The sequence below is a fragment of the Agromyces sp. GL_144 genome (assembly GCF_057834305.1).
The window spans coordinates 1,788,883-1,809,496 of the sequence record NZ_CM174399.1 but is presented as its reverse complement, the minus strand read 5'-3'; the positions used below and the strand labels follow the sequence as shown (position 1 = coordinate 1,809,496).

Below are 20,614 nucleotides of genomic sequence, written 5' to 3'. Positions count from 1 at the left end.
CCGCCTTGCCCCGCGCGCCGGCCGAGAACCGACCGAGAAACGCGAAAACCCCCGCCGAAGCGGGGGTCTTTCACTGCTGGGGTACCTGGACTCGAACCAAGAACAACGGAACCAGAAACCGCCGTGTTGCCAATTACACCATACCCCAATGGCTCGAAACCGGAGTTCCGCGCCGACATACGACTCTAGCGTATCGACGGGGCTGGTCCAAACCGAGGCCGGCTCACTCGGCCGCCGCGAGTCGGCCGAGCCGACGAACGACGACGGATGCCGCGGCGCGAGGCCGTGGCATCCGTCGTCGAGGCTCAGCCGACCTGCGCCGCCAGCTTGTCGATGCGCTCGAGCGAGTCGATCTTGCCGAGGATCTGCATGGACTCGAACAGCGGCGGCGAGACGCGACGGCCCGAGATCGCCGTGCGCACGGGCCCGAAGGCGATGCGCGGCTTCAGGCCGAGCCCGTCGATGAGGGCGGCACGCAGCGCCTGCTCGATCTGGTCGTGCGTCCATTCCTCGGCGGGAAGCCGGTCGAGGGCGTCGCGCGACGCCGCGAGCACGGCCGCGGTGTCGGCGGGCAGCCCCTTGAGGGCGTCGTCGTCGTAGGCCAGCCCCGCGGCATCGGTGAACAGGAAGCCGAGCATGCCCGGTGCTTCGCCGAGCAGCCCGATGCGCTCCTGGACGAGCGGCGCGGCCTCGGCGAGGATCGCCTCGTGAGCGGGGGTCAACGGCGCCGTGAGCACCCCGGCCGCCTCGAGGTAGGGCACGGTGCGCGCCGCGAAGTCTGCCGGCTCGAGCAGGCGGATGTGGTCGCCGTTGATCGACTCGGCCTTCTTCTGGTCGAAGCGGGCCGGGTTCGGGTTGACGTTCGCCACGTCGAACGCGGCGACGAATTCGTCGCGACTGAACACGTCGCGGTCGGCCGAGAAGCCCCAGCCGAGCAGCGCGAGGTAGTTGACGAGCCCCTCGGGGATGAACCCGCGGTCGCGGTGGTGGAACAGGTTCGACTCGGGGTCGCGCTTGCTGAGCTTCTTGTTGCCCTCGCCCATGACGTAGGGCAGGTGGCCGAAGCGCGGCACGAACGTGGTCACGCCGATGTCGATGAGCGCGTGGTAGAGCGCGATCTGACGCGGCGTGGAGCTCAGGATGTCTTCGCCGCGGAGCACGTGCGTGATGCCCATGAGGGCGTCGTCGACCGGGTTCACGAGCGTGTACAGCGGCGCGCCGTTGGGGCGCACGAGCACGAAGTCGATGGTCGAGCCGACCGGGAAGTCGATGCGGCCGCGCACGAGGTCGTCGAAGCCGAGGTCGACCTCGGGCACGCGCAGGCGCAGGGCGGGCTCGCGGCCCTCGGCGCGGAAGGCGGCCTTCTGCTCGTCGGTGAGGTCGCGGTCGTAGTTGTCGTAGCCGAGCTGCTTCGGGCGGCCGTTCGCCGCGTTGCGGGCATCGATCTCTTCAGCGGTCGAGAACGACTCGTAGAGGTGCCCGGCGGACTTCAGCCTGGCGATGACGTCTTGGTAGATGTCGCCGCGCTGCGACTGCCGGTAGGGCTCGCTCGGGCCGCCCTTGTGCACGCCCTCGTCCCAGTCGAGTCCGAGCCAGGTGAGCGCGTCGATGATCTGCTCGAAGCTCTCTTCGCTGTCGCGCGCGGCGTCGGTGTCTTCGATGCGGAAGACGAACGTGCCGCCCGTGTGACGGGCGTACGCCCAGTTGAAGAGGGCCGTGCGGACGAGGCCGACGTGCGGCGTGCCGGTGGGCGACGGGCAGAAGCGGACGCGGACGTCGCTGCCGGTGGCCGTGGTCGTGGGGTGCGTGGTGTCAGACATCCCGTCAATCGTACCGAGGGGCCCGCGGCTATCGCGGCGCGAGTTCCTCCAGCACGGCCACGGCCGCGGCCACCGCGGGCACCCGCGCTCCCCCGCGCGCCGTGACGAGGTGCAGCGAGCGCACGTCGGCGCCCGTGGTCGGCCGTGTGACGACGCCCGGATGCCGCGGCGAGGCCGCCAGGGCGAGGTCGGGCAGCAGCGCCACGCCGAGCCCCTGCGCGACCATCGACTCGACGGCGACGAAGTTATCGGTCTCGAAGCCGATGCGCGGGCGGAACCCGGCCTTCGTCGTCAACTCGAGCAGGTGGCCGCGGCAGCGGGGGCACCCGGCGATCCACGCTTCGCCCGCGAGGTCGGCGAGGTCGACGACGTCGGATGCCGCGGCCGTGTGCGCCTGCGGCAGCACGAGCCGGATGCGCTCGGCGCCGATCGAGCGCACGTCGAGGCCCCTGGCGCTCTCGGTGTGCGGGTCGTCGCGGTCGCCCGGATAGCTGAAGGTGATGGCGAGGTCGGCTCGATCGGCGCGCACGGCCGCGACGGCCTCGGGAGGCTCGGCCTCGACGTAGGTCACGGTGACCCCCGGATGCCGCGCCGCGAGGCCCGCGATGAGCTTGGGCACGAGCGTGGCCGACGCCGACGGGAACGCCGCGAGGCGAACGCGCCCGGCCCGGAGACCTCGGATCTCGGAGAGCTCCCCGGCTGCCGCTTCGAGCGTGGTCGCGACGGCGTTCGCGTGCCGTGCCAGCACCCGGCCCGACTCGGTCAGGCGGATGCCGCGTCCGGCCCGTTCGACGAGGGCGATGCCCGTGCGCTGCTCGAAGCGCCGCAACTGCTGGCTCACGGCGGGCTGGCTGTAGCCCAGCGAGGCGGCGGCCGCGGTGAGCGAGCCGTGCTCGCGGATGCGCCCGACGACCCGGACGGTCTGCAGGTCGAGGGCGTCGGCGAAGGCTTCGATCGAGGCGTCGGACATGCCCGAATCATAACGCGTGCGCATGCATTCGATCACATAGTGCCTGTTGTGCAATGTACTGATCCCGCGGAGGCTGGAAGCATGCACCCGGAACGCTCCAGATATTCGGCCGGCCGTGGCTACCTCGCCGCCTGCACGCTCGGCCTGCCGGCCGACGTCACCCGCGAGGCGGTCCGACGCGACCTCGACGCGTGGGCGACCGGAACCGCGACCGCCGCCGACTACTCCGCCTCGCTCGAGCGCGCACGCGGGCACGCCGCGACCCTGCTCGGCGCAAGTCCCTCCCAGGTCGCGACCGGTTCCCAGGCATCGGTGTTCACGGCGCTCGCCGCGGCATCCGCACCGGCCGGCGCCGAGATGCTCTGCGTCGACGGCGACTTCTCCTCGATCGTCGCGCCGTTCATGGCCCGCGGCGACCTGCGCGTGCGTCATGTGCCGCTCGACGCGCTCGCCTCCGAGGTGCGCCGCGACACCTGGCTCGTCTCGGCCTCGCTCGTGCAGTCGGCCACCGGCGAGATCGCGGATGCCTCGGCCATCGCCACGGCCGCGCGCGACGCCGGAGCACTCCTCCTGCTCGACACCACGCAGGCGACCGGCTGGATGCCGACCGACGACCTCGAGGCCGACCTGCTCGTCTGCCACGCCTACAAGTGGCTCGGCGCGCCGCGCGGCGCCGCGTTCGCCGCCTTCTCGGATCGGGCGGTCGCCGAACTCTCGCCGATCACCGCCGGCTGGTACTCGGGCGCCGACCCGTGGGCCTCCTGCTACGGGCCGGGCCTGCACCTGGCGCCGGATGCCACGCGCTTCGACGTCTCTCCGGCCTGGCATGCGTGGGTCGGGGCCGAGGCCGCCCTCGGACTCGCGGCCTCGCTCGATCTGGAGGCCGTGCGACGGCATGACGTCGGACTCGCGAACGCCTTCCGGCAGCAGCTCGGGCTCGCGGCATCCGACAGCGCCATCGTGACGTGGACCGACGCCGACGGATGCGACCTCGGCGCGCTCACGGCCGCCGGCATCACGGCCTCCGGCCGGGCGGGGCGTGCCCGCGTGGCGTTCCACGTCTGGAACGACGAGGAGGATGTCGAGCTCGCGGTCGGCGCGCTGCGCCGAGAGGCCGGCGCGAAGGCGACCACCCTGCGCTGACGGCCGCGCTACATGCGACGCGCGGTGTTCGTCAGGGTGCCGAGGCCCGAGACCTCGACCTCGACGACGTCGCCGTCGACGAGCGGTCCGACGCCGGCCGGAGTGCCGGTGAGGATCACGTCGCCGGGCAGCAGCGTGAACACGCTCGACGCGTAGGCGATGATGGCCGGGATCGAGTGCACCATGTCGGCGAGCTCGCCCTGCTGGCGCACCTCGCCGTTCACGCGCGTCTCGATCGTGCCGTGGTCGAGGTCGAGGTCGGTGTCGATGACCGGGCCGAGCGGGCAGAACGTGTCGAAGCCCTTGGCTCGCGACCACTGCCCGTCGCGGCGCTGCAGGTCGCGGGCCGTGACGTCGTTGGCGATCGTGTAGCCGAAGATCACGCCCGCGGCATCGGCCTCTGCGACGTTCTTCGCGACCCGGCCGATGACGACCGCGACCTCGCCCTCGTGCTCGACCTGCTCGCTCTGCGGCGGAAGCACGATGATGTCGGCCGTGCCGATGACCGAGGTGTTCGGCTTCAGGAACAGCAGCGGCTCGGTCGGCGCCTCGCCGCCCATCTCGGCCGCGTGGTCGCGGTAGTTCTTGCCGACCGCGACGACCTTCGAGCGCGGGATCACGGGGGCGAGCAGCGTCGCATCGGCGAGCGCGACGCGCTGACCCGTGGGCTCGTAGCCCGCGTACATCGGGTCGGCCTTCAGCACGACCAGTTCGCCCTCCTCCTCGTCGAGGACGCCGAACGAGATGGACTCACCGTGTGAGAAGCGCGCGATCTTCATGCCCACCAGCCTACGGCGCCTCGGCCTTCCCGACCCGCCCAGGGTCGGGCGGCAGGGCGGTCCGCACCCTTCGGCGGACGCCGATCGTTTCGAGCATGACCCACGCGCTGCCCGTTGGGGCAGCGCGATCCGTCGGGCCCGGCATACGATCTCAGGGAACGACGATGTCAGGGGGCTCGATGTCCTACGATCTCCAGAACCACCGGAAGCGAAACGACCCGGTGCACACGGCGCCGCCCGTCTCGGGCCGCTCCGCCCCGGCGATGAACGACCTGCAGCGGCTCCAGCGCGATGCCGGCAACTCGGCGGTGTCACAGCACCTCGGCCTGCCCGCGGGCGTCGAGGTCGACGGACCCGATCATGGCGCCGTCGAGGGCGATGGTCCGACGCAGCACTCCGAGGTGATCCGATCGACGGTCTCGGTCGCAATCCCCCGGGCGCCACTGACGGAGCCGGTGCGGGAGCCGGTCGAGGCCCGGGATCGCCCAGCCCCGTCCGATCGCGACGCGGCAGACGAAACGACCGCCGAGGAGGTGGACCCGGCGGCCGTCGATGCAGCGCTCGCGCCGCAGGTCAGGATGCCGGCCGGCGCCGCGCCAGACCAGCCCGTCATGCTGCCCGACCTGGTCGTCCCGGCCGCCCTCATCGTGCCGGAGCAGGACACGATCGCCGCCACCGCGGCCTATGCGGGCACCGTGACCCAGGCCGGGGTGGTGTCGCCGTTCGGCGCGACGGACTGGGCTGCCTTCAGCATCACCGGGATCACGATCACGCCATCGGCGGGCGCCTTCACCACGAGCTTCACCGTCGCGAATCCGATCACCTTCAACGTCGCCTCTCCGAAGCCGGACATCACCTCTGATGCCTCGGCAGCCATCACCCACGCGAACTTCGCGCAGGTCGCGAGCGACCTCACGCCGAACATGGGCGTGGACGGCGGGAAGCCACCGCGCAGGCGATTCTGGGCCAGCGACCTCACCACTCGCCACGAGCGCTTCCACGCGACCGAGCGTCGGGGATTCGCCGCCGCCGGCGTCGCCCAGGCGCAGACGTGGCTGTCGGCACAGACGGCTGCGTCGGCGGCCGACGTGGGCACGTTGATCGCCCGGGTTCCGGGACGCGTCATCGCGTCGTCCACGGCGGCCGCCGGCGATGTCCACACGAAGGAGTCGCGAGCGTACGGCGACGGCGCGCCGCTGTACCTCGCCAGGGCCGACGCGATCCGAGCACGCGGTGCGCTGGGTTCGAGCGGCGGGTACCCCGGCGCCCCGGCCCCGCCCGCCGCACCGGGCGGCACGCCGTGAACGCGGGTCGCCGCCGAGCCGACGAACGGAGTCGACGGTGAGCCAGGACGAGCAGGAGCCGATCCGGATACCGGACATGGAGTTCGGCGTGCCCGACCTGGGCCTTCCCGAGCCGCCCGATGACCTCTCGTACACCGACCTCGAAGACTGGAAGGCCCGATCCATCCTCGCCCGCAACGGCATCGTCGACGACGCCGAGCACCTCGCCGCCGCCCTGGCGTCGGAGCGGACTCCGCTGCTCGGCTTCGCAGTGCACGCGAGCTGGAGGTTCCCCGAACTCGCGGGGGCGTTGCGCGGCCTCCTCGACGACCCGGATGACGCCGTCCAGGTCGAGGCCGCCCACGCATTGGCGCGACAGGGGGATCCCGAGGCGGGGCATCGGTTGCAGGCGGCGCTCGATCGGCCGGTCGGACCGTACCTGAGCCCGCTGACCGCCGCCGGCTACCTGGCGAAGTCCGGGAATCCGGCCGGGTACGCGGTCGTGCGCGACGCGTTGGGCGACGAACTGCGTGCGGTGAACATGCTCGCCACCAAGCAGCTGCTGTTCTTCCTTCCACTCGACGGTCGGGTCGTCGGATCGGACGTGGTCGATGCCCCCGGCCTGTTCCGCCGTGCATTCGACGACCCCGATCCTGACATCGGGGCGCAGGCTCGGGCGGAGCTCGAACGTTCGCCCCTACCGGCTGCCGCCTCGATCCTGGCTTCGGCGGCGGACTGAACGGGCCCGCCGGACACCGCGCCGAGCGGATGCCGCGGGGCGGTCGCTCAGTCTTGCCGCCCGTCGGCGATCAGCCGCTTGCCGAGGCTCGTCACCTCGTCGACCCCGTAGCCGAGGCTGCGGTAGAACGCGACGACCTCGGTGTTCGAGGAGCGCACCTGCAGGTTGAGCTTCGGGCAGCCGAGCTCGGCCAGCAGGCGTTCGGCCTCGGCCATGAGCTGGCGGCCGAGGCCCTCGCCCCGCCGGGTGCCGTCGACCGCGAGGTAGTTGACCCAGCCGCGATGGCCGTCGTAGCCGACCATGGCGGTCGCGACGAGGGCGCCGGCTGACTCCCCCACCAGGAACAGCTCGGGCTGCACCGCGAGCTTGCGTTCGATGTCGCGGTACGGGTCGTTCCACGGCACGACGAGCCCGGCCTGGTGCCAGAGCGCCACGACCTGTTCGGTGTCGGCGGGCACGAACGAGCGGATGCGCACGGCCGAGGCCGAGGCATCCGTCGTCGTGAGGCCTTCGGCCCGGCTCACGCGTCGAGTCGGAGCATCCAACCGTGCCGGTCTTCACGACGGCCGTACTGGATGTCGGTGAGCTCTTCACGCAGCGACAGTGCGAGGTCGGATGCCTCGGAGTGCGCGTGCACGATCTCGAAGTCCTCGGCGAGCAGGCGCCCGATCGGCACCACGACCGCAGCCGTGCCGCAGGCGAAGGCGCCCACGATGTCGCCGGACTCGACGCCCGCGCGCCACTCGTCGATCGGGACGTGACGGCGCTCGACCACGTGACCGCGATCGGCGGCGAGCTGCAGGATCGAGTCGCGCGTGATGCCCTCGAGGATGGAGTCGGACTCGGGCGTGACGAGCGTGCCGTCGCGCTTGACGAGCACGACGTTCATGCCCCCGAGCTCTTCGAGGTTGCCCGCGTCGTCGAGGAACGCGACCTGCTGGCAGCCCTTCTCGTAGGCCTCGGCCTGCGGCAGGAGGCTCGAGGCGTAGTTGCCGCCGGTCTTGGCCGCACCGGTGCCGCCCTTGCCCGCGCGGGCGTAGCTGGTCGACAGCCAGATGTTCACGGGGGCGACGCCGCCCGGGAAGTACGCGGCGGCCGGGCTCGCGATGACGTAGTACGCGACCTTCTTCGCCGGGCGAACGCCGAGGAACGCCTCTTTGGCGAACATGAACGGCCGCAGGTACAGGCTCGTCTCGGGTGCGCCGGGAACCCACTCGGCGTCGACCTCGATGAGCTTCTTCAGCGACTCGATGAAGATCTCGCTCGGCAGCTCGGGCAACGCCAGGCGGCGCGCGGAACGCTGCATGCGCGCGGCGTTCTCGTACGGCCGGAACGTGTGGATCGACCCGTCGGCGTGCCGATAGGCCTTCATGCCCTCGAAGATCTCCTGCGCGTAGTGCAGCACGGCGGCGGCGGGATCGAGCGCGATGGGGCCGTAGGGCGTGACGCGCGGACGGTGCCAGCCGCCCTTCTCGGACCAGCACACGTCGACCATGTGGTCGGTGAAGTGATTGCCGAAGCCGGGGTCGGCGAGGACCGCCTCGCGCTCCTCGGGCGATTTCGCCTGCTCGTTGCGAACGGTCTGCCAGATGAGACCTGCGGGTGACGGAGCCTGGAGCGGAAGGTTGATGGTCATGATGTGTCCTTCGATGCGATGAGTCAGTCGAGTGAGCCGATACGTGCGGCGATCGCGTCGCCGATCTCGGAGGTCGAGCGGTTCGCGTCGCCGCGGGCGGCGATGTCGGCGGCGATCGCCTGCTCGACCCTGGCCGCCGCTTCGGCCTCGCCGAGGTGGCGGAGCAGGAGCGCGACCGAGCCGATGGCGGCGGTCGGGTCGGCGATGCCCTTGCCGGCGATGTCGGGTGCGGAACCGTGAACCGGCTCGAACATGCTGGGGAATCGACCATCGGGGTTGATGTTGCCCGAGGCTGCGAGACCGATGCCGCCGCTGATTGCGCCGGCCAGATCGGTGAGGATGTCGCCGAAGAGGTTGTCCGTGACGATGACATCGAATCTAGCAGGATCCGTCACGAGGAAGATCGTCGCCGCGTCGACGTGCAGGTAATCGACGCTCACGTCGGGGAACTCGGCCGCGACGGCGTCGACCGTGCGCTTCCAGAGCGAACCGGCGAACACGAGCACGTTCGTCTTGTGCACGAGGGTCAGCCTCTTGCGCGGGCGGGCGGATGCCGCGGCGAAGGCGTAGCGCACGACGCGCTCGACGCCGAACGCCGTGTTGACCGACACCTCGTTGGCGACCTCGGCGGGAGTGCCGACGCGGATCGCGCCGCCGTTGCCGACGTACGGCCCCTCGGTGCCCTCTCGCACGACGACGAAGTCGACGTCGCCCGGGCTGGAGAGGGGGCTCGCGACGCCCTGGTGCAGCACCGTCGGCCGCAGGTTGACGTAGTGATCGAGCTCGAAGCGCAGCTTCAGCAGGAGCCCGCGTTCGATGTTCGCGCCCGCGAGGCGCGGATCTCCGGGAACGCCGCCGACGGCGCCCAGGAGGATCGCGTCGTGGCCCTTGATGGCGGCCAGGTCGTCGTCGGTCAGCACGTCGCCGGTCTCGAGGTACCGTGCGGCACCGAGGGAGAACGGCGTCTGCTCGAAGGCCAGGTCGGTGCCGGCCGTGGCCGCGTCGAGCGCCTTCAGCGCCTCGGCGACCACCTCGGGGCCGATTCCGTCACCCGGGATGACCGCGAGCTTGACCGTCTTCACCATGAACTCTCCTTCGTGCGCCAGCCTTCCCAGCGTAGTCGCCGTCGGACCGCCGGCGAAGCCGCGTGACGTGTGGGAGGACGCGGTCGAGAGCCCGCTCAGTCCCCCGCGACGGGCGCGGGGTTTCGGAGCGTCACCGCGGCGACCACGGCGGCGGCGACCATGAGCGCGACGCCGATGAGCGAGGTGAGCACCACGCCTCCGTCGAACGCCGCCGCCGCCGACGCGAGCAGCTGGTCGGCCACGCCGGCGGGCAGCTGGTCGGCCACCGCCGTGGTTCCGGCGAGCGTCTCTCGCGCGGCATCCGCCTGGCTCGCGGTGAGCGACGCGGGCAGCACGATCGCCGAGCGGTAGTGCGCGGCCAGGATGCTGCCGAGCACCGCGGTGCCGAGCACCGCGCCGAGTTCGTACGCCGTCTCGGAGACGGCCGACGCGGCTCCGGCCTTGGCGGGCGGGGCGCTCGAGAGGATGAGCTCGTTCGAGACGGTCTCGGCCGCGCCGATGCCGACGCCGAGCAGCACGAACGCGACCACGATCGGCGCGATCGACTCGGCGTCGGTCATGAGCGCGATGACGAGGTACCCGGCGGCCGAGAGCCCGAGCGCCACGGGCACGAGCACGCGCGGACGCACGCGCCGCGCGATGGGCACGACGACGAGTCCGGCGATGATCATCGCGACGAGCCCCGGCAGCAGGGCGACCCCCGCCTGGACCGGGCTCAGCCCGGCGATGAGCTGCAGGTGCTGCGACACGAAGTAGAGGAAGCCGACGAGCGCGATGACGCTGAACAGGTTCACGATGACGGCGCCGCCGAACGAGCCCTTCGCGAAGAGGCGCACGTCGAGCATGGGCGTCTCGCTGCGGAGCTGCCGACGCACGAACCAGACCGCGCAGAACAGCCCGATCACGATGGCCTGCACGCCGAGGCCGTCGAAGCCCTCGGTCGCGATGGACTTGATGCCGAACACGACCGGCACCATGGCCGCGAGCGAGAGCAGGATGCTCGGCACGTCGATGCGACCGGGCGCCGGATCGCGGCTCTCGGGGATGAGCAGCGGCACGAGCACGATGAGCGGCACCAGCACGGGGACGGCGAGCAGGAACACCGACCCCCACGCGAAGTGCTCGAGCAGCACGCCGCCCACGATCGGACCGAGGGCGCTGCCGGCCGCGAAGCCGGTCGCCCAGATGGCGATGGCGAGCCGGCGCTGCTCGCGGTCGGCGAAGATGGTGCGCAGCAGCGACAGCGTCGAGGGCATGAGCATCGCACCGAAGAAGCCCAGCGCGGCTCGTGCGGCGATGAGGGCCTCGGCCGTGGGCGCGAATGCGGCGCCGATCGAGACGACGGCGAACCCGACGCTGCCGATGAGCAGCATGCGGCGGCGGCCGAAGCGGTCGCCCGCGCTGCCCATGGCGACGAGGAGGCCCGCGAGCACGAGCGGGTAGGCGTCGATGATCCAGAGCTGCTGGGCCGCGGTCGGGCCGAGCGCGAGCGAGATCTCGGGCAGCGCGAAGCTCAGCACCGTGTTGTCGACCGAGACGAGCAGCACGGGCAGCATGAGCACCGCGAGCCCGACCCAGGCCCGTCGTGGCGCGCGTGCGGGCAGCTGCGGCAGTGGTGCGGATGCCGCGGCGGTCGTCTGGGTCGCCGGGTCGGAGATGTGCTCGGTCATGCGTTTCGCTCGTTCTGGTCGGAGGACGGTTACTGTACCGTCCAGTTGGTATAGTAACAGGATGCCGCAACGTCCGCCAACGCCGGAGCCCGCCACGATCGTCGGCCCGACCTCCCGCCTGACCTCCCGCCTGATCTCCGGCCGGATCTCCGCCACAATGGAGTCATGAGCCGACCCCCCGCCGCGCGAGAAGCCGTGCTCGACGCGTTCGAGCGCCTCATCATCGCCGACGGCGAACGCGGCGCGACCATCGACGCCACGGCACGCGCCGCCGGCGTCTCGAAGGGCGGCCTGCTCTACCACTTCGGCACCCGCGACGCCCTCATCGGCGGCCTGCTGGCCCGCCTGCACCGCCTCATCGACGACGATGTCGCCCTCATCGACACCGCGCCCGAAGGCGCCGTCGCCTACTTCGTGCGGTCATCGGTCGAACTCGAGACCCCGCTCGACCGCACCTTCATCGCCACCGTGCGACTCGCGCAGGGCGGCGACCACGCGGCGGCTCGGGCGATCGACGACGTGCGCTCCCGGTGGCTCGAGGTGCTCGGCCGGCACGTCGGCGACCCCACGCTGGCGCTCGCGGTCACCCTCATCGGCGACGGCCTCTACTACCACGCCGCCCTGCGCGCCGAGGCCGACGGCCCCGAACCCGCCGCCGACGACGACGGCACCGCAGTCGTGGCATCCGACCCGCTCGGCCCCGCCGAGATGGACGACCTCATCGCCCTGCTCGAACGCCTCGCAGCCGGCTCGCGCACCTCGCGCGGCACCGATACCGAACTCCCCTGAGACGACGGATGCCGCGACCCCGCCCGTGCTCGGCGGGGTCGCGGCATCCGCCACGGGACGTGCGTTACTCGGTGATGTCGATCTCGACGAAGATCTGCGCGTCGATCGCCTCGCGCACGCGCTCGAGCACCTCGGAGGGCACGGGCGAGTCGACCGTGAGCACGCTGAGCGCCGAGCCGCCGGCCTCGCGACGGGCGATCTGCATGCCCGCGATGTTGATGCCGGCCTCGCCGAACTCCTGGCCGTAGACCGCGACGATGCCGGGGCGGTCGACGTACTCCATGACGATGTGCGTGGTCGCGATGGGCACCTCGAGCTCGTAGCCGTTGATGCCGACGAGCTTCTCGATCTGCTTCGTGCCCGTGAGCGTGCCGGCGACCGACACCTGCGTGCCGTCGGCGAGGGCGCCGCGCAGCGTGATGACGTTGCGGAACTCGGGGCTGTCGGCCTCGGTGATCAGGCGCACCGCGATGCCGCGCTGCTCGGCGAGGAGCGGCGCGTTCACGTAGGAGACGGTCTCGCTCACGACGTTGGTGAAGACGCCCTTCAGCGCGGCGAGCTTCAGGACGCTCACGTCGTAGTCGACGAGCTCGCCGCGGACCTCGACGTCGAGGCTCGTCAGCGGGCCGTTCGCGAGCCCGGAGAAGAGCTGGCCGAGCTTCTCGACGAGCGGGATGCCGGGGCGCACGTACTGGTCGATGACGCCGCCCGCGACGTTGACCGCGTCGGGCACGAGCTCGCCCGCGAGCGCGAGCCGCACGGACTTGGCGACCGAGACGCCCGCCTTCTCTTGAGCGTCGTCGGTGGAGGCGCCGAGGTGGGGCGTCACGATGATGTTCGGCAGGCCGAGGAGCGGGGATTCCTTCGGCGGCTCCTGCACGAACACGTCGAGCGCCGCGCCGGCGATGACGCCGTTCGCAAGCGCGTCGTGCAGCGCCTCTTCGTCGATGAGCCCGCCGCGCGCGACGTTCACCACGTAGGCCGTCTTCTTCATCTTCGCGAGCTGCTCGGTGCTGATCATGCCCAGCGTCTCGGGGGTGCGCGGCATGTGGATCGTGACGAAGTCGCTGCGCTCGAGCAGTTCGTCGAGCGTGACGTTCTGCACGCCCAACTGCTGTGCGCGGGCCGCCGTGATGTAGGGGTCGTACGCGATCACGTTCATGCCGAACGCCTGCAGGCGTGCCGTGATGAGCGCGCCGATGCGGCCGAGGCCGATGATGCCGACGGTCTTCTCGTAGAGCTCGGTGCCGGTGTACGCCGACCGCTTCCACTGCCCGGCGGCGAGCGAGCTGTGCCCGGCCGGGATGTGCCGCGCGAGGCTCAGGATGTGACCGATGGTCAGCTCGGCCGCGGAGATGATGTTCGACGTCGGCGCGTTCACGACCATGACACCGGCGGTCGTGGCCGCCTTGACGTCGACGTTGTCGAGGCCGACCCCAGCACGGGCGACGACCCGGAGCTTCGGCGCCGCCGCGATCGCCTCGGCATCGACCTGGGTCGCGGACCGGATCAGGATCGCCTCGGCGTCGGAGAGCGCGGACAGCAGCGCTGCACGGTCGGTGCCGTCGACGTTGCGGACGTCGAAGTCGGGCCCGAGGGCGTCGACGGTGGCGGGCGAGAGTTCTTCTGCGATCAGCACGACCGGCTTTGACACGAATGGTTCCTTCGGGTCTTGCGCGCACAGGGCGCTGCAGTGTGTGGGTGGGATGCGCCACACGCCGTCGGGGCGCAACCCGCCCAGCCTACTTCAGCCGCGGAGCCGCTCCGTGCGTATGACGGTGCGCGACGACGACGCCGGCCGCGGCCCGGAATCGCTCCGGCTCAGGCGACGACGCCGCCGATCTGGCCGAGCAGCACCGAGAGGCTGAGGAAGAGCACCGCCGAGACGCAGAGACCCGCGAAGTACAGCGCGATGCGGCCGAGCACGCCGGTGCGGCGGCCGAGCGCGAAGGCCGCCCCGAAGCAGACGAGCGGCGCGACGAGCGCCGCGATCATGACGGCCCATCCCCCGCCGCTGAACGTGAGGCCGAGGCCGAGCAGCTGCACGATGCTCTCGACGACCTCCCACACGTCGTAGGCGTAGAAGAGGCCGAAGGCCACCGCGAGCGTCACGTCGAGCCAGGTCGGCAGCGACCTGCCGCCGAGCCGTGCTGCCGTGGCGGATGCCGCGGAGCCGGGCTCGTGGCCCGGAGCGACGGGAGCCGTGCTCATGCGATCGCCCCCAGCACGAACGGCAGCGGCACGAGCACGAGCACGCCCGCGATCAGCCACACGAGCCGGATGCGTCGACCCTGCGCGCGCAGGGCCAGCACGAACCAGCAGGGCGCGGCCAGCACCGCGAGCCAGAGGCCGAGCGAGTACATCGCATCGCTCACGACGCTGATGCCCGGTGACGACGTGCGGAGCGCGGTGATGAGCCACCCGATCGTGTAGAGCAGGTAGACGCCCGCGAGCACGCCGAGCACCACGAGCTCGACCGAGCCGGTCTGCGACGACGTCGCGGCCGCGTCGTCTGCTGCGGCCGGCTCCTCGACGACGGATGCCGCGTCGTCGGCGTCGGCTGCACCTGCGGCCGTCGGCTCGGCGGGGGCCGGGGATCCGACCGCCTTCCAGCCGGGCGCGAGCGTCGGATCGTCGTCGCCCTCCCAGCGCAGCGCGTCGTCGTCGGAGTCTGCTCGCATGTCACCAGCCTAGCCAGCGGCGTCACTCCCCGATGAGGCAGAATCCCTCGACCCGGGGTTGTGCCACGCCGAAGTCGAACGAGATGCGCGCCGACTCGACCGCGCCGAACGAGCCGCGGCCGAGATGCGGTTCGTCGTGCAGCCGCTCGACGCCGCCGAGGCCGACCGCCTGCCATGCCTCCGCGATGCGATCGGCCGCCGCCACGTTGCCGGCGGTCACCTCGCGGTCGTGTTCGTCGCTCGTGGTGTCGGTGATGACCCCGGTCGCGAACTCGCCGTCGATGACGAGGCGAACCCCTTCGTCGCACGGCTCCTCGCGGACCTCGAGCGGTGGCTCGTCCCGCCAGATCGCGCCCTCGCCCGCTGCCGTGAGCGCCGCCTCGGCGAGCTGCGCGAACTGGGCTCGGGCGACGTCGAGCGTTGGGAGCGCACTCGCGTCCGCGGGGGGCGACTCCGCGGCATCCTGGTCCTGCATCGGCGTGCCCGGGATCGGCGTCTGCTCGAGTCCATGGTCCGAGGTCCCGTGGAATCCGCGAATGAGCATCGCCTGGTCGTTCGCGACGAGCGGCAGCGCGACCACGACCGTGGCGATCGCCAGCAGGGCCGCGGTCGAGGCGGACACGACCGCGGCGGCCATCGCCACGCGGCGGCGGCCCACCACCACGAGCAGGGCGCCGATCAGCAGCACGCCCGCGATGACGACACCGCCGATCTGGAGCACCTCGAGCGATTCCGGCGCAAGCGGCGTCTCGGGAGCTGCGGTGCAGGCGACCTGCACCGGAAATGGTCGCACCTCGTACCGGCCGTCGCCGCCGCAGGTGTCGTCGGGGTCGAACCAGGGCCGGCGCGAGTACGCCGTGACCGCCGCGGCCACGACGACGGTCAAGGCCGCGACGGCCGAGGCGAGCAGCCCACGGGAGACGATGCTGCGAGCCTCGAACGGCGCGCGCGGCCGAGTGACCGCCACGCTCAGCACGACGAGCAGACCCGACCCGCCCCAGACCGCGGCCGTGCCGGTCCAGCCGAGGAGGTCGTCGCCCGCGGCCCATGGGCCGATGCCGAGCCGACGGCCGAGCAGCACGACGATCGCGAGCGCCAGCACTGCCCCGACGATCGCTCCCGTGATGCGAGCCGGTTCGGTTCGCCATGCCAGCGACCCGGCCGCGGCGCCCATCGCCGCGGTCCACGCGGCGATCGCGAGACCGAGCGCGATCGGCACGGTGACGAAGAGGAAGATCGGGAACGCGAGCGAGAGCAGCACCAGTCCGCTGCCGACGACGCACGCCCAGAGGGTCGCCCTCGAGACGGACCGCACCGCGTCGAGCACCCGTCGCCGGTTTCCCGGGCGCTCGAGCCGGGGCCCGGTGGCGGAGGCCTCGGGCTCGACCCGCTCGACGTCGAGGGTCATGCGCGCGTGGTCGAACCGGCCTCGGCGCTCACGCCGCCCGCGGCGTGCACGGCCGCCGCGACGAGCGCGGCATCGGTCTCGTCGAATCCGTCGACGCCGCCGCCCGGGCCGCTCGCGCCGCCGCGCAGCGCCCGGCCGCGAGCGGACAGGTGCACGGCGTCGACGCCGGCCGCCGCGAGTGCGGGGATGTCCTCGATCTTCACGCCGCCGCCGGCCATGATCTCGAGGACTCCGGATGCCGCCGCCATGTCCTCGAGCGCCGCGAGTCCGCGGCGGCAGTCGGGCGCTCCGCCCGAGGTGAGCACCCGTCGCACGCCGAGGCCGGCGAGCGCCGCGACGGCACCGCGCGCATCCGCAGAGGCGTCGACGGCACGGTGCACGGTGACGTCGGCATCGCCGGCCGCGTCGACGAACCGGCGCACGGCCTCGAGGTCGAGGAAACCCTGTTCGGTGAGTGCACCGACGACGACGCCGTCGGCGCCTGCGGCGACGGCCGAGCGGATGTCGCGCACGATCGTGTCGAGTTCGTCGGCGTCGTACACGAACCCGCCGCCCCGCGGGCGCACGAGCACGTGCACGAACGACGACGCCCCGGCCGCCGTGGCCACCGACACCGCGAACTCGACGAGACCGATCGAGGGCGTGAGTCCCCCGAGCCCGAGGGCCTGGCAGAGCTCGATGCGCGCGGCGCCGTTCTCGAGGGCGATGCGCGTGCCCGCGGCATCCTGGACGGCGATTTCGACGGGGAGGTTTCGGCTCACCCCGTCACGCTACCCGTTCGGCGTACCGCTGACCGCGCAGCGCACGCGAAACGGCGGGGCCGACCGAGGTCGGCCCCGCCGTGACGGGTGTTCAGTTGTGCGGGCCGCTCGCGTCAGCGAGCGACCTCGCCGTCGCGCCACGCCGACGCAGTCGGCGTGCCATGGGCACAGTGTCTCGCGACTGCGTCGACGCGCGTGGTCGCGAGCGTCAGCGAGCGACCTCGCCGTCGCGCCACGCCGACGCAGTCGGCGTGCCATGGGCACAGTGTCTCTCGCGACTGCGTCGACGCGCGTGGTCGCGAGCGTCAGCGAGCGACCTCGCCGTCGCGCCACGCCGACGCAGTCGGCGTGCCATGGGCACAATGTCTCTCGCGACTGCGTCGACGCGCGTGGTCGCGAGCGTCAGCGAGCGACCTCGCCGTCGACGTAGTCGTCATCGTCGGACGAGTTCCAGGCGAAGAGCGCGCGCAGTTCGCGGCCGGTGACCTCGATGGGGTGCTGCTCGCCCTTGGCGCGCAGTTCGAGGAACTCCTTCTGGCCGTTGTCCTGGTCGTCGATGAAGCGCTTCGCGAAGGTGCCGTCCTGGATGTCGGCGAGGACCGCCTTCATGTTCTCCTTGACGCTCGGGTCGATGACGCGGGGGCCCGACACGTAGTCGCCGTACTCGGCCGTGTCGGAGACCGACCAGCGCTGCTTGGCGATGCCGCCCTCCCACATGAGGTCGACGATGAGCTTGAGCTCGTGGAGCACCTCGAAGTAGGCGATCTGCGGCTGGTAGCCGGCCTCGGTGAGGGTCTCGAAACCGTACTGCACGAGCTGCGAGACGCCGCCGCAGAGCACGGACTGCTCGCCGAACAGGTCGGTCTCGGTCTCTTCGGTGAAGGTCGTCTTGATGACGCCGGCGCGCGTGCCGCCGATGGCCTTGGCGTAGGACTTCGCGAGGTCCCATGCCGAGCCCGAGGCATCCTGCTCGACCGCGATGATGTCGGGGATGCCGCGGCCGGCGACGAACTCGCGGCGCACGGTGTGGCCCGGCGCCTTGGGGGCGACGAGGATCACGTCGACGCCCTCGGGCGCCTCGATGTAGCCGAAGCGGATGTTGAAGCCGTGGCCGAAGACGAGGGTCTTGCCCGCGGCGAGGTTGTCCTTGATGGACTCGGCGTAGATGTGGCGCTGGTACTGGTCGGGAGCGAGGATGACGATCACGTCGGCCCAGGCCGAGGCGTCGGCCACGTTCTTGACCTCGAAGCCGGCCTCCTGCGCCTTGGCGATCGACTTGGAGCCGTCCTTGAGGCCGATGACGACCTCGACGCCCGAGTCGCGGAGGTTCTGCGCGTGCGCGTGGCCCTGCGAGCCGTAGCCGATGACGGCGACCTTCTTCGCCTGGATGAGCGAGAGGTCCGCGTCCTTGTCGTAATAGATCTCAGCCATGTGCTGCTCTTTCTCCTTGTAGTGGGGTTTCGATGACGGATGCCTCGACGGAGGTCTGCGGCATCCGCCGTTCTAGTTCTTGAAGACGCGCTCGGTGATGGACTTGCCGCCGCGGCCGATGGCGAGCAGGCCCGACTGGGCGATCTCGCGGATGCCGTAGGGCTCGAGCACCTTGAGGAACGCGGTGGTCTTGCCCGAGTCGCCGGTGACCTCGATCACGAGCGCATCGGTGGCGACGTCGACCACGCGGGCGCGGAAGAGGTTCACCGCCTCGAGCACCTGCGACCGAGTGGTGTTGTCGACGCGCACCTTGATGAGCAGGTGTTCGCGCTGCACCGACTGCGCCTGGTCGAGCTCGACGATCTTGATGACGTTGACGAGCTTGTTCAGCTGCTTGGTCACCTGCTCGAGCGGGAGGTCTTCGACGTCGACGACGACCGTGATGCGGGAGAGCCCGGGGATCTCGGAGTGGCCGACGGCGAGGGACTCGATGTTGAAGCCGCGGCGCGCGAACAGCCCCGCGACGCGGGTGAGCAGGCCGGGCTTGTCCTCGACGAGGAGCGACAGAACGTGGGTCGACATGCTTAGTCCTCCTCGCTGAAGGCCGGCGCGTGATCGCGGGCGTACTGCACGTAGCTGTTCGAGACGCCCTGCGGCACCATCGGCCACACCATGGCGTCGGCCGAGACGACGAAGTCGATCACGACCGGGCGGTCGTTCGTCTCGAGGGCGAGTTTGATGGCGGCGTCGACCTCGTCTTCCTTCGTGACGCGGATGCCGAGGGCGCCGTACGCCTCGGCCAGCTTCACGAAGTCGGGCACGCGCACGCTGTCGTGCCCCGTATTCAGGTCGGTGTTGGAGTACCGGCCGTCGTAGAAGAGCGTCTGCCACTGGCGCACCATGCCGAGCGACGAGTTGTTGATGATCGCGACCTTGATCGGGATGTCGTTCAGCGTGCAGGTCGCGAGCTCTTGATTCGTCATCTGGAAGCAGCCGTCGCCGTCGATCGCCCACACGACGCGCTGCGGCTCGGCGACCTTCGCGCCCATGGCCGCCGGGACGGCGTAGCCCATGGTGCCCGCGCCGCCGGAGTTCAGCCAGGAGTTCGGACGCTCGTACTTGATGAACTGCGCCGCCCACATCTGGTGCTGGCCGACGCCGGCCGCGTAGATGCCCTCGGGCCCGGTGAGTTCGCCGATGCGCTGGATCACGTGCTGCGGGGCGAGCAGCCCGTCGCTCGGCTGCGTGAAGCCGAGCGGGAACTCGGCGCGGAGGCCGTCGAGCGTGGCCCACCACTCGGCGATGTCGGGCGTGCCAGCCGAGGTCTGCTCGCGGTAGGCGGCGACGAGGTCGCCGAGCACGTCTTTCAGGTCGCCGACGATCGGCACGTCGGCGACGCGGATCTTGGAGATCTCGGCCGGGTCGATGTCGACGTGCACGACCTTGGCGTTCGGCGCGAAGAGCGCCGCCTTGCCGGTCACGCGGTCGTCGAACCTGGCGCCGAGGGCGACCAGCAGGTCGGCCTCTTGCAGGGCGAGCACAGCCGGGACCGTGCCGTGCATGCCGGGCATGCCGAGGTGCTGCTGGTGCGAGTCGGGGAACGCGCCGCGGGCCATGAGCGTCGTCACGACCGGGGCGTTCGTCGTCTCGGCGAGCTCGAGCAGCTCTTCGGAGGCGTTCGAGCGGATCACGCCGCCGCCGACGTAGAGCACGGGGCGCTTGGCCTCGGCGAGCAGCTGCGCCGCCGCCGTGACCTGCTTGCCGTGCGCCTTCGTGATGGGGCGGTAGCCGGGCAGGTCGATCTTCGGCGGCCACGAGAAGGCGAACGAGGCCTGCTGCGCGTCCTTCGTGATGTCGACGAGCACCGGACCGGGGCGGCCTGTGGTCGCGATGTGCACCGCGGCCGCGATGGTCGCCGGGATCTCGCTCGGGTCCTTCACGAGGAAGGAGTGCTTCGTGATCGGCATCGTGATGCCGACGATGTCGGCCTCTTGGAAGGCGTCGGTCCCCATGAGGTTGGAGAAGACCTGGCCGGTGATCGCGAGCAGCGGCACCGAGTCCATGTGGGCGTCGGCGATGGCCGTGACGAGGTTCGTCGCGCCGGGGCCCGAGGTCGCGATCGCGACGCCGAGCTTGCCCGTCGAGGACGCGTAGCCCTGCGCGGCGTGGCCCGCACCCTGCTCGTGCCGCACGAGGATGTGGCGGAGCTTCTTGCTGTCGAGCAGCGGGTCGTAGACGGGGAGGATCGCGCCGCCCGGCAGCCCGAACACGTCGGTGATGCCGAGCATCTCGAGCGAGCGGACGACCGCCTCGGCACCGGTGATCTCAACCGGTGCGTGGGACGGCACGAGGGCGGGCGATGGCACGGGACTGGATTCCGTGGTCATTCGGTTCCTGTTCTGGTGAGCGTGTGTGCGGA

At 71.3% G+C, this 20,614-nt stretch carries 19 protein-coding genes and 1 tRNA gene; 4 read left to right on the top strand and 16 right to left on the bottom strand.

Annotated elements, in window-relative coordinates; translation table 11 throughout:
- Positions 1-76: 76 nt before the first annotated feature.
- The 3 genes from AC3IPY_RS08145 to AC3IPY_RS08135 form a co-directional block, all read right to left on the bottom strand.
- A tRNA-Gln gene (locus AC3IPY_RS08145) sits at positions 77-148 on the bottom strand.
- A gap of 157 nt (positions 149-305) precedes the next feature.
- Positions 306-1,820, bottom strand: a complete 1,515-nt coding sequence (gene gltX / locus AC3IPY_RS08140; protein WP_489187921.1) for a glutamate--tRNA ligase — start codon at positions 1,818-1,820, stop codon at positions 306-308.
- A gap of 28 nt (positions 1,821-1,848) precedes the next feature.
- Positions 1,849-2,790: a LysR family transcriptional regulator gene (locus AC3IPY_RS08135; RefSeq protein ID WP_489187920.1), complete on the bottom strand. Its 942-nt coding sequence runs from the start codon at positions 2,788-2,790 to the stop codon at positions 1,849-1,851.
- An 81-nt stretch (positions 2,791-2,871) separates the two neighbouring features.
- Between AC3IPY_RS08135 and AC3IPY_RS08130 the strand changes: the two genes are divergently transcribed.
- Positions 2,872-3,933 carry an aminotransferase class V-fold PLP-dependent enzyme gene (locus AC3IPY_RS08130; protein ID WP_489187918.1) on the top strand — a complete coding sequence of 354 codons (1,062 nt, stop codon included), beginning with the start codon at positions 2,872-2,874 and terminating at the stop codon, positions 3,931-3,933.
- 8 nt (positions 3,934-3,941) lie between these two features.
- On the opposite strand, the gene AC3IPY_RS08125 is transcribed toward AC3IPY_RS08130, so the two are convergent.
- A complete protein-coding gene (locus tag AC3IPY_RS08125) occupies positions 3,942-4,712 on the bottom strand; it encodes a fumarylacetoacetate hydrolase family protein (protein WP_489187916.1) in 771 nt (256 codons plus the stop codon).
- Between the two features lie 179 nt (positions 4,713-4,891).
- Here AC3IPY_RS08125 and AC3IPY_RS08120 point away from each other — a divergent pair, with 179 nt between their 5' ends.
- Both AC3IPY_RS08120 and AC3IPY_RS08115 read left to right on the top strand, forming a co-directional pair.
- Complete coding sequence (locus AC3IPY_RS08120) at positions 4,892-6,016, top strand: hypothetical protein (protein WP_489187914.1); 1,125 nt, start codon at positions 4,892-4,894, stop codon at positions 6,014-6,016.
- Between the two features lie 37 nt (positions 6,017-6,053).
- Positions 6,054-6,734: a HEAT repeat domain-containing protein gene (locus tag AC3IPY_RS08115; RefSeq protein WP_489187912.1), complete on the top strand. Its 681-nt coding sequence runs from the start codon at positions 6,054-6,056 to the stop codon at positions 6,732-6,734.
- Positions 6,735-6,781: 47 nt separating this feature from the next.
- On the opposite strand, the gene AC3IPY_RS08110 is transcribed toward AC3IPY_RS08115, so the two are convergent.
- From AC3IPY_RS08110 to AC3IPY_RS08095, 4 genes are all read right to left on the bottom strand, one after another.
- Positions 6,782-7,258, bottom strand: coding sequence for a GNAT family acetyltransferase (locus tag AC3IPY_RS08110; RefSeq protein ID WP_489187910.1), 477 nt, complete (start codon positions 7,256-7,258; stop codon positions 6,782-6,784).
- Complete coding sequence (locus AC3IPY_RS08105) at positions 7,255-8,370, bottom strand: branched-chain amino acid aminotransferase (RefSeq protein WP_489187908.1); 1,116 nt, start codon at positions 8,368-8,370, stop codon at positions 7,255-7,257. Before AC3IPY_RS08105 ends, AC3IPY_RS08110 begins: the two co-directional genes overlap by 4 nt.
- A gap of 23 nt (positions 8,371-8,393) precedes the next feature.
- On the bottom strand, positions 8,394-9,455 hold the full coding sequence (locus AC3IPY_RS08100; protein ID WP_489187906.1) for a 3-isopropylmalate dehydrogenase: 1,062 nt from the start codon (positions 9,453-9,455) through the stop codon (positions 8,394-8,396).
- A 95-nt stretch (positions 9,456-9,550) separates the two neighbouring features.
- A complete protein-coding gene (locus tag AC3IPY_RS08095) occupies positions 9,551-11,125 on the bottom strand; it encodes an MFS transporter (protein ID WP_489187904.1) in 1,575 nt (524 codons plus the stop codon).
- 165 nt (positions 11,126-11,290) lie between these two features.
- Between AC3IPY_RS08095 and AC3IPY_RS08090 the strand changes: the two genes are divergently transcribed.
- Entirely contained in the window at positions 11,291-11,914 is a 624-nt protein-coding gene (locus AC3IPY_RS08090; RefSeq protein WP_489187902.1) for a TetR/AcrR family transcriptional regulator, read from the top strand.
- 64 nt (positions 11,915-11,978) lie between these two features.
- Here AC3IPY_RS08090 and serA read toward each other — a convergent pair whose 3' ends face one another.
- From serA to AC3IPY_RS08050, 8 genes are all read right to left on the bottom strand, one after another.
- Positions 11,979-13,568: a phosphoglycerate dehydrogenase gene (serA, locus tag AC3IPY_RS08085; protein ID WP_489187900.1), complete on the bottom strand. Its 1,590-nt coding sequence runs from the start codon at positions 13,566-13,568 to the stop codon at positions 11,979-11,981.
- Positions 13,569-13,735: 167 nt separating this feature from the next.
- The gene (locus AC3IPY_RS08080) at positions 13,736-14,125 is read right to left on the bottom strand and encodes a bacitracin resistance protein (RefSeq protein WP_489187899.1); all 390 of its coding nucleotides are present in this window, start codon (positions 14,123-14,125) and stop codon (positions 13,736-13,738) included.
- The gene (locus AC3IPY_RS08075) at positions 14,122-14,595 is read right to left on the bottom strand and encodes a DNA polymerase III subunit gamma/tau (protein WP_489187897.1); all 474 of its coding nucleotides are present in this window, start codon (positions 14,593-14,595) and stop codon (positions 14,122-14,124) included. Before AC3IPY_RS08075 ends, AC3IPY_RS08080 begins: the two co-directional genes overlap by 4 nt.
- Positions 14,596-14,617: 22 nt before the next feature.
- On the bottom strand, positions 14,618-16,003 hold the full coding sequence (locus AC3IPY_RS08070; protein ID WP_489187895.1) for a hypothetical protein: 1,386 nt from the start codon (positions 16,001-16,003) through the stop codon (positions 14,618-14,620).
- On the bottom strand, positions 16,000-16,764 hold the full coding sequence (locus AC3IPY_RS08065; protein ID WP_489187893.1) for a copper homeostasis protein CutC: 765 nt from the start codon (positions 16,762-16,764) through the stop codon (positions 16,000-16,002). The genes AC3IPY_RS08070 and AC3IPY_RS08065 overlap by 4 nt, the downstream gene beginning before the upstream one ends.
- Positions 16,765-17,166: 402 nt before the next feature.
- Complete coding sequence (gene ilvC / locus AC3IPY_RS08060; RefSeq protein ID WP_489187892.1) at positions 17,167-18,195, bottom strand: ketol-acid reductoisomerase; 1,029 nt, start codon at positions 18,193-18,195, stop codon at positions 17,167-17,169.
- A gap of 72 nt (positions 18,196-18,267) precedes the next feature.
- On the bottom strand, positions 18,268-18,777 hold the full coding sequence (gene ilvN / locus AC3IPY_RS08055; RefSeq protein WP_489187891.1) for an acetolactate synthase small subunit: 510 nt from the start codon (positions 18,775-18,777) through the stop codon (positions 18,268-18,270).
- A 2-nt stretch (positions 18,778-18,779) separates the two neighbouring features.
- Positions 18,780-20,582 carry an acetolactate synthase large subunit gene (locus AC3IPY_RS08050; protein WP_489187890.1) on the bottom strand — a complete coding sequence of 601 codons (1,803 nt, stop codon included), beginning with the start codon at positions 20,580-20,582 and terminating at the stop codon, positions 18,780-18,782.
- Between the last annotated feature and the right edge of the window lie 32 nt (positions 20,583-20,614).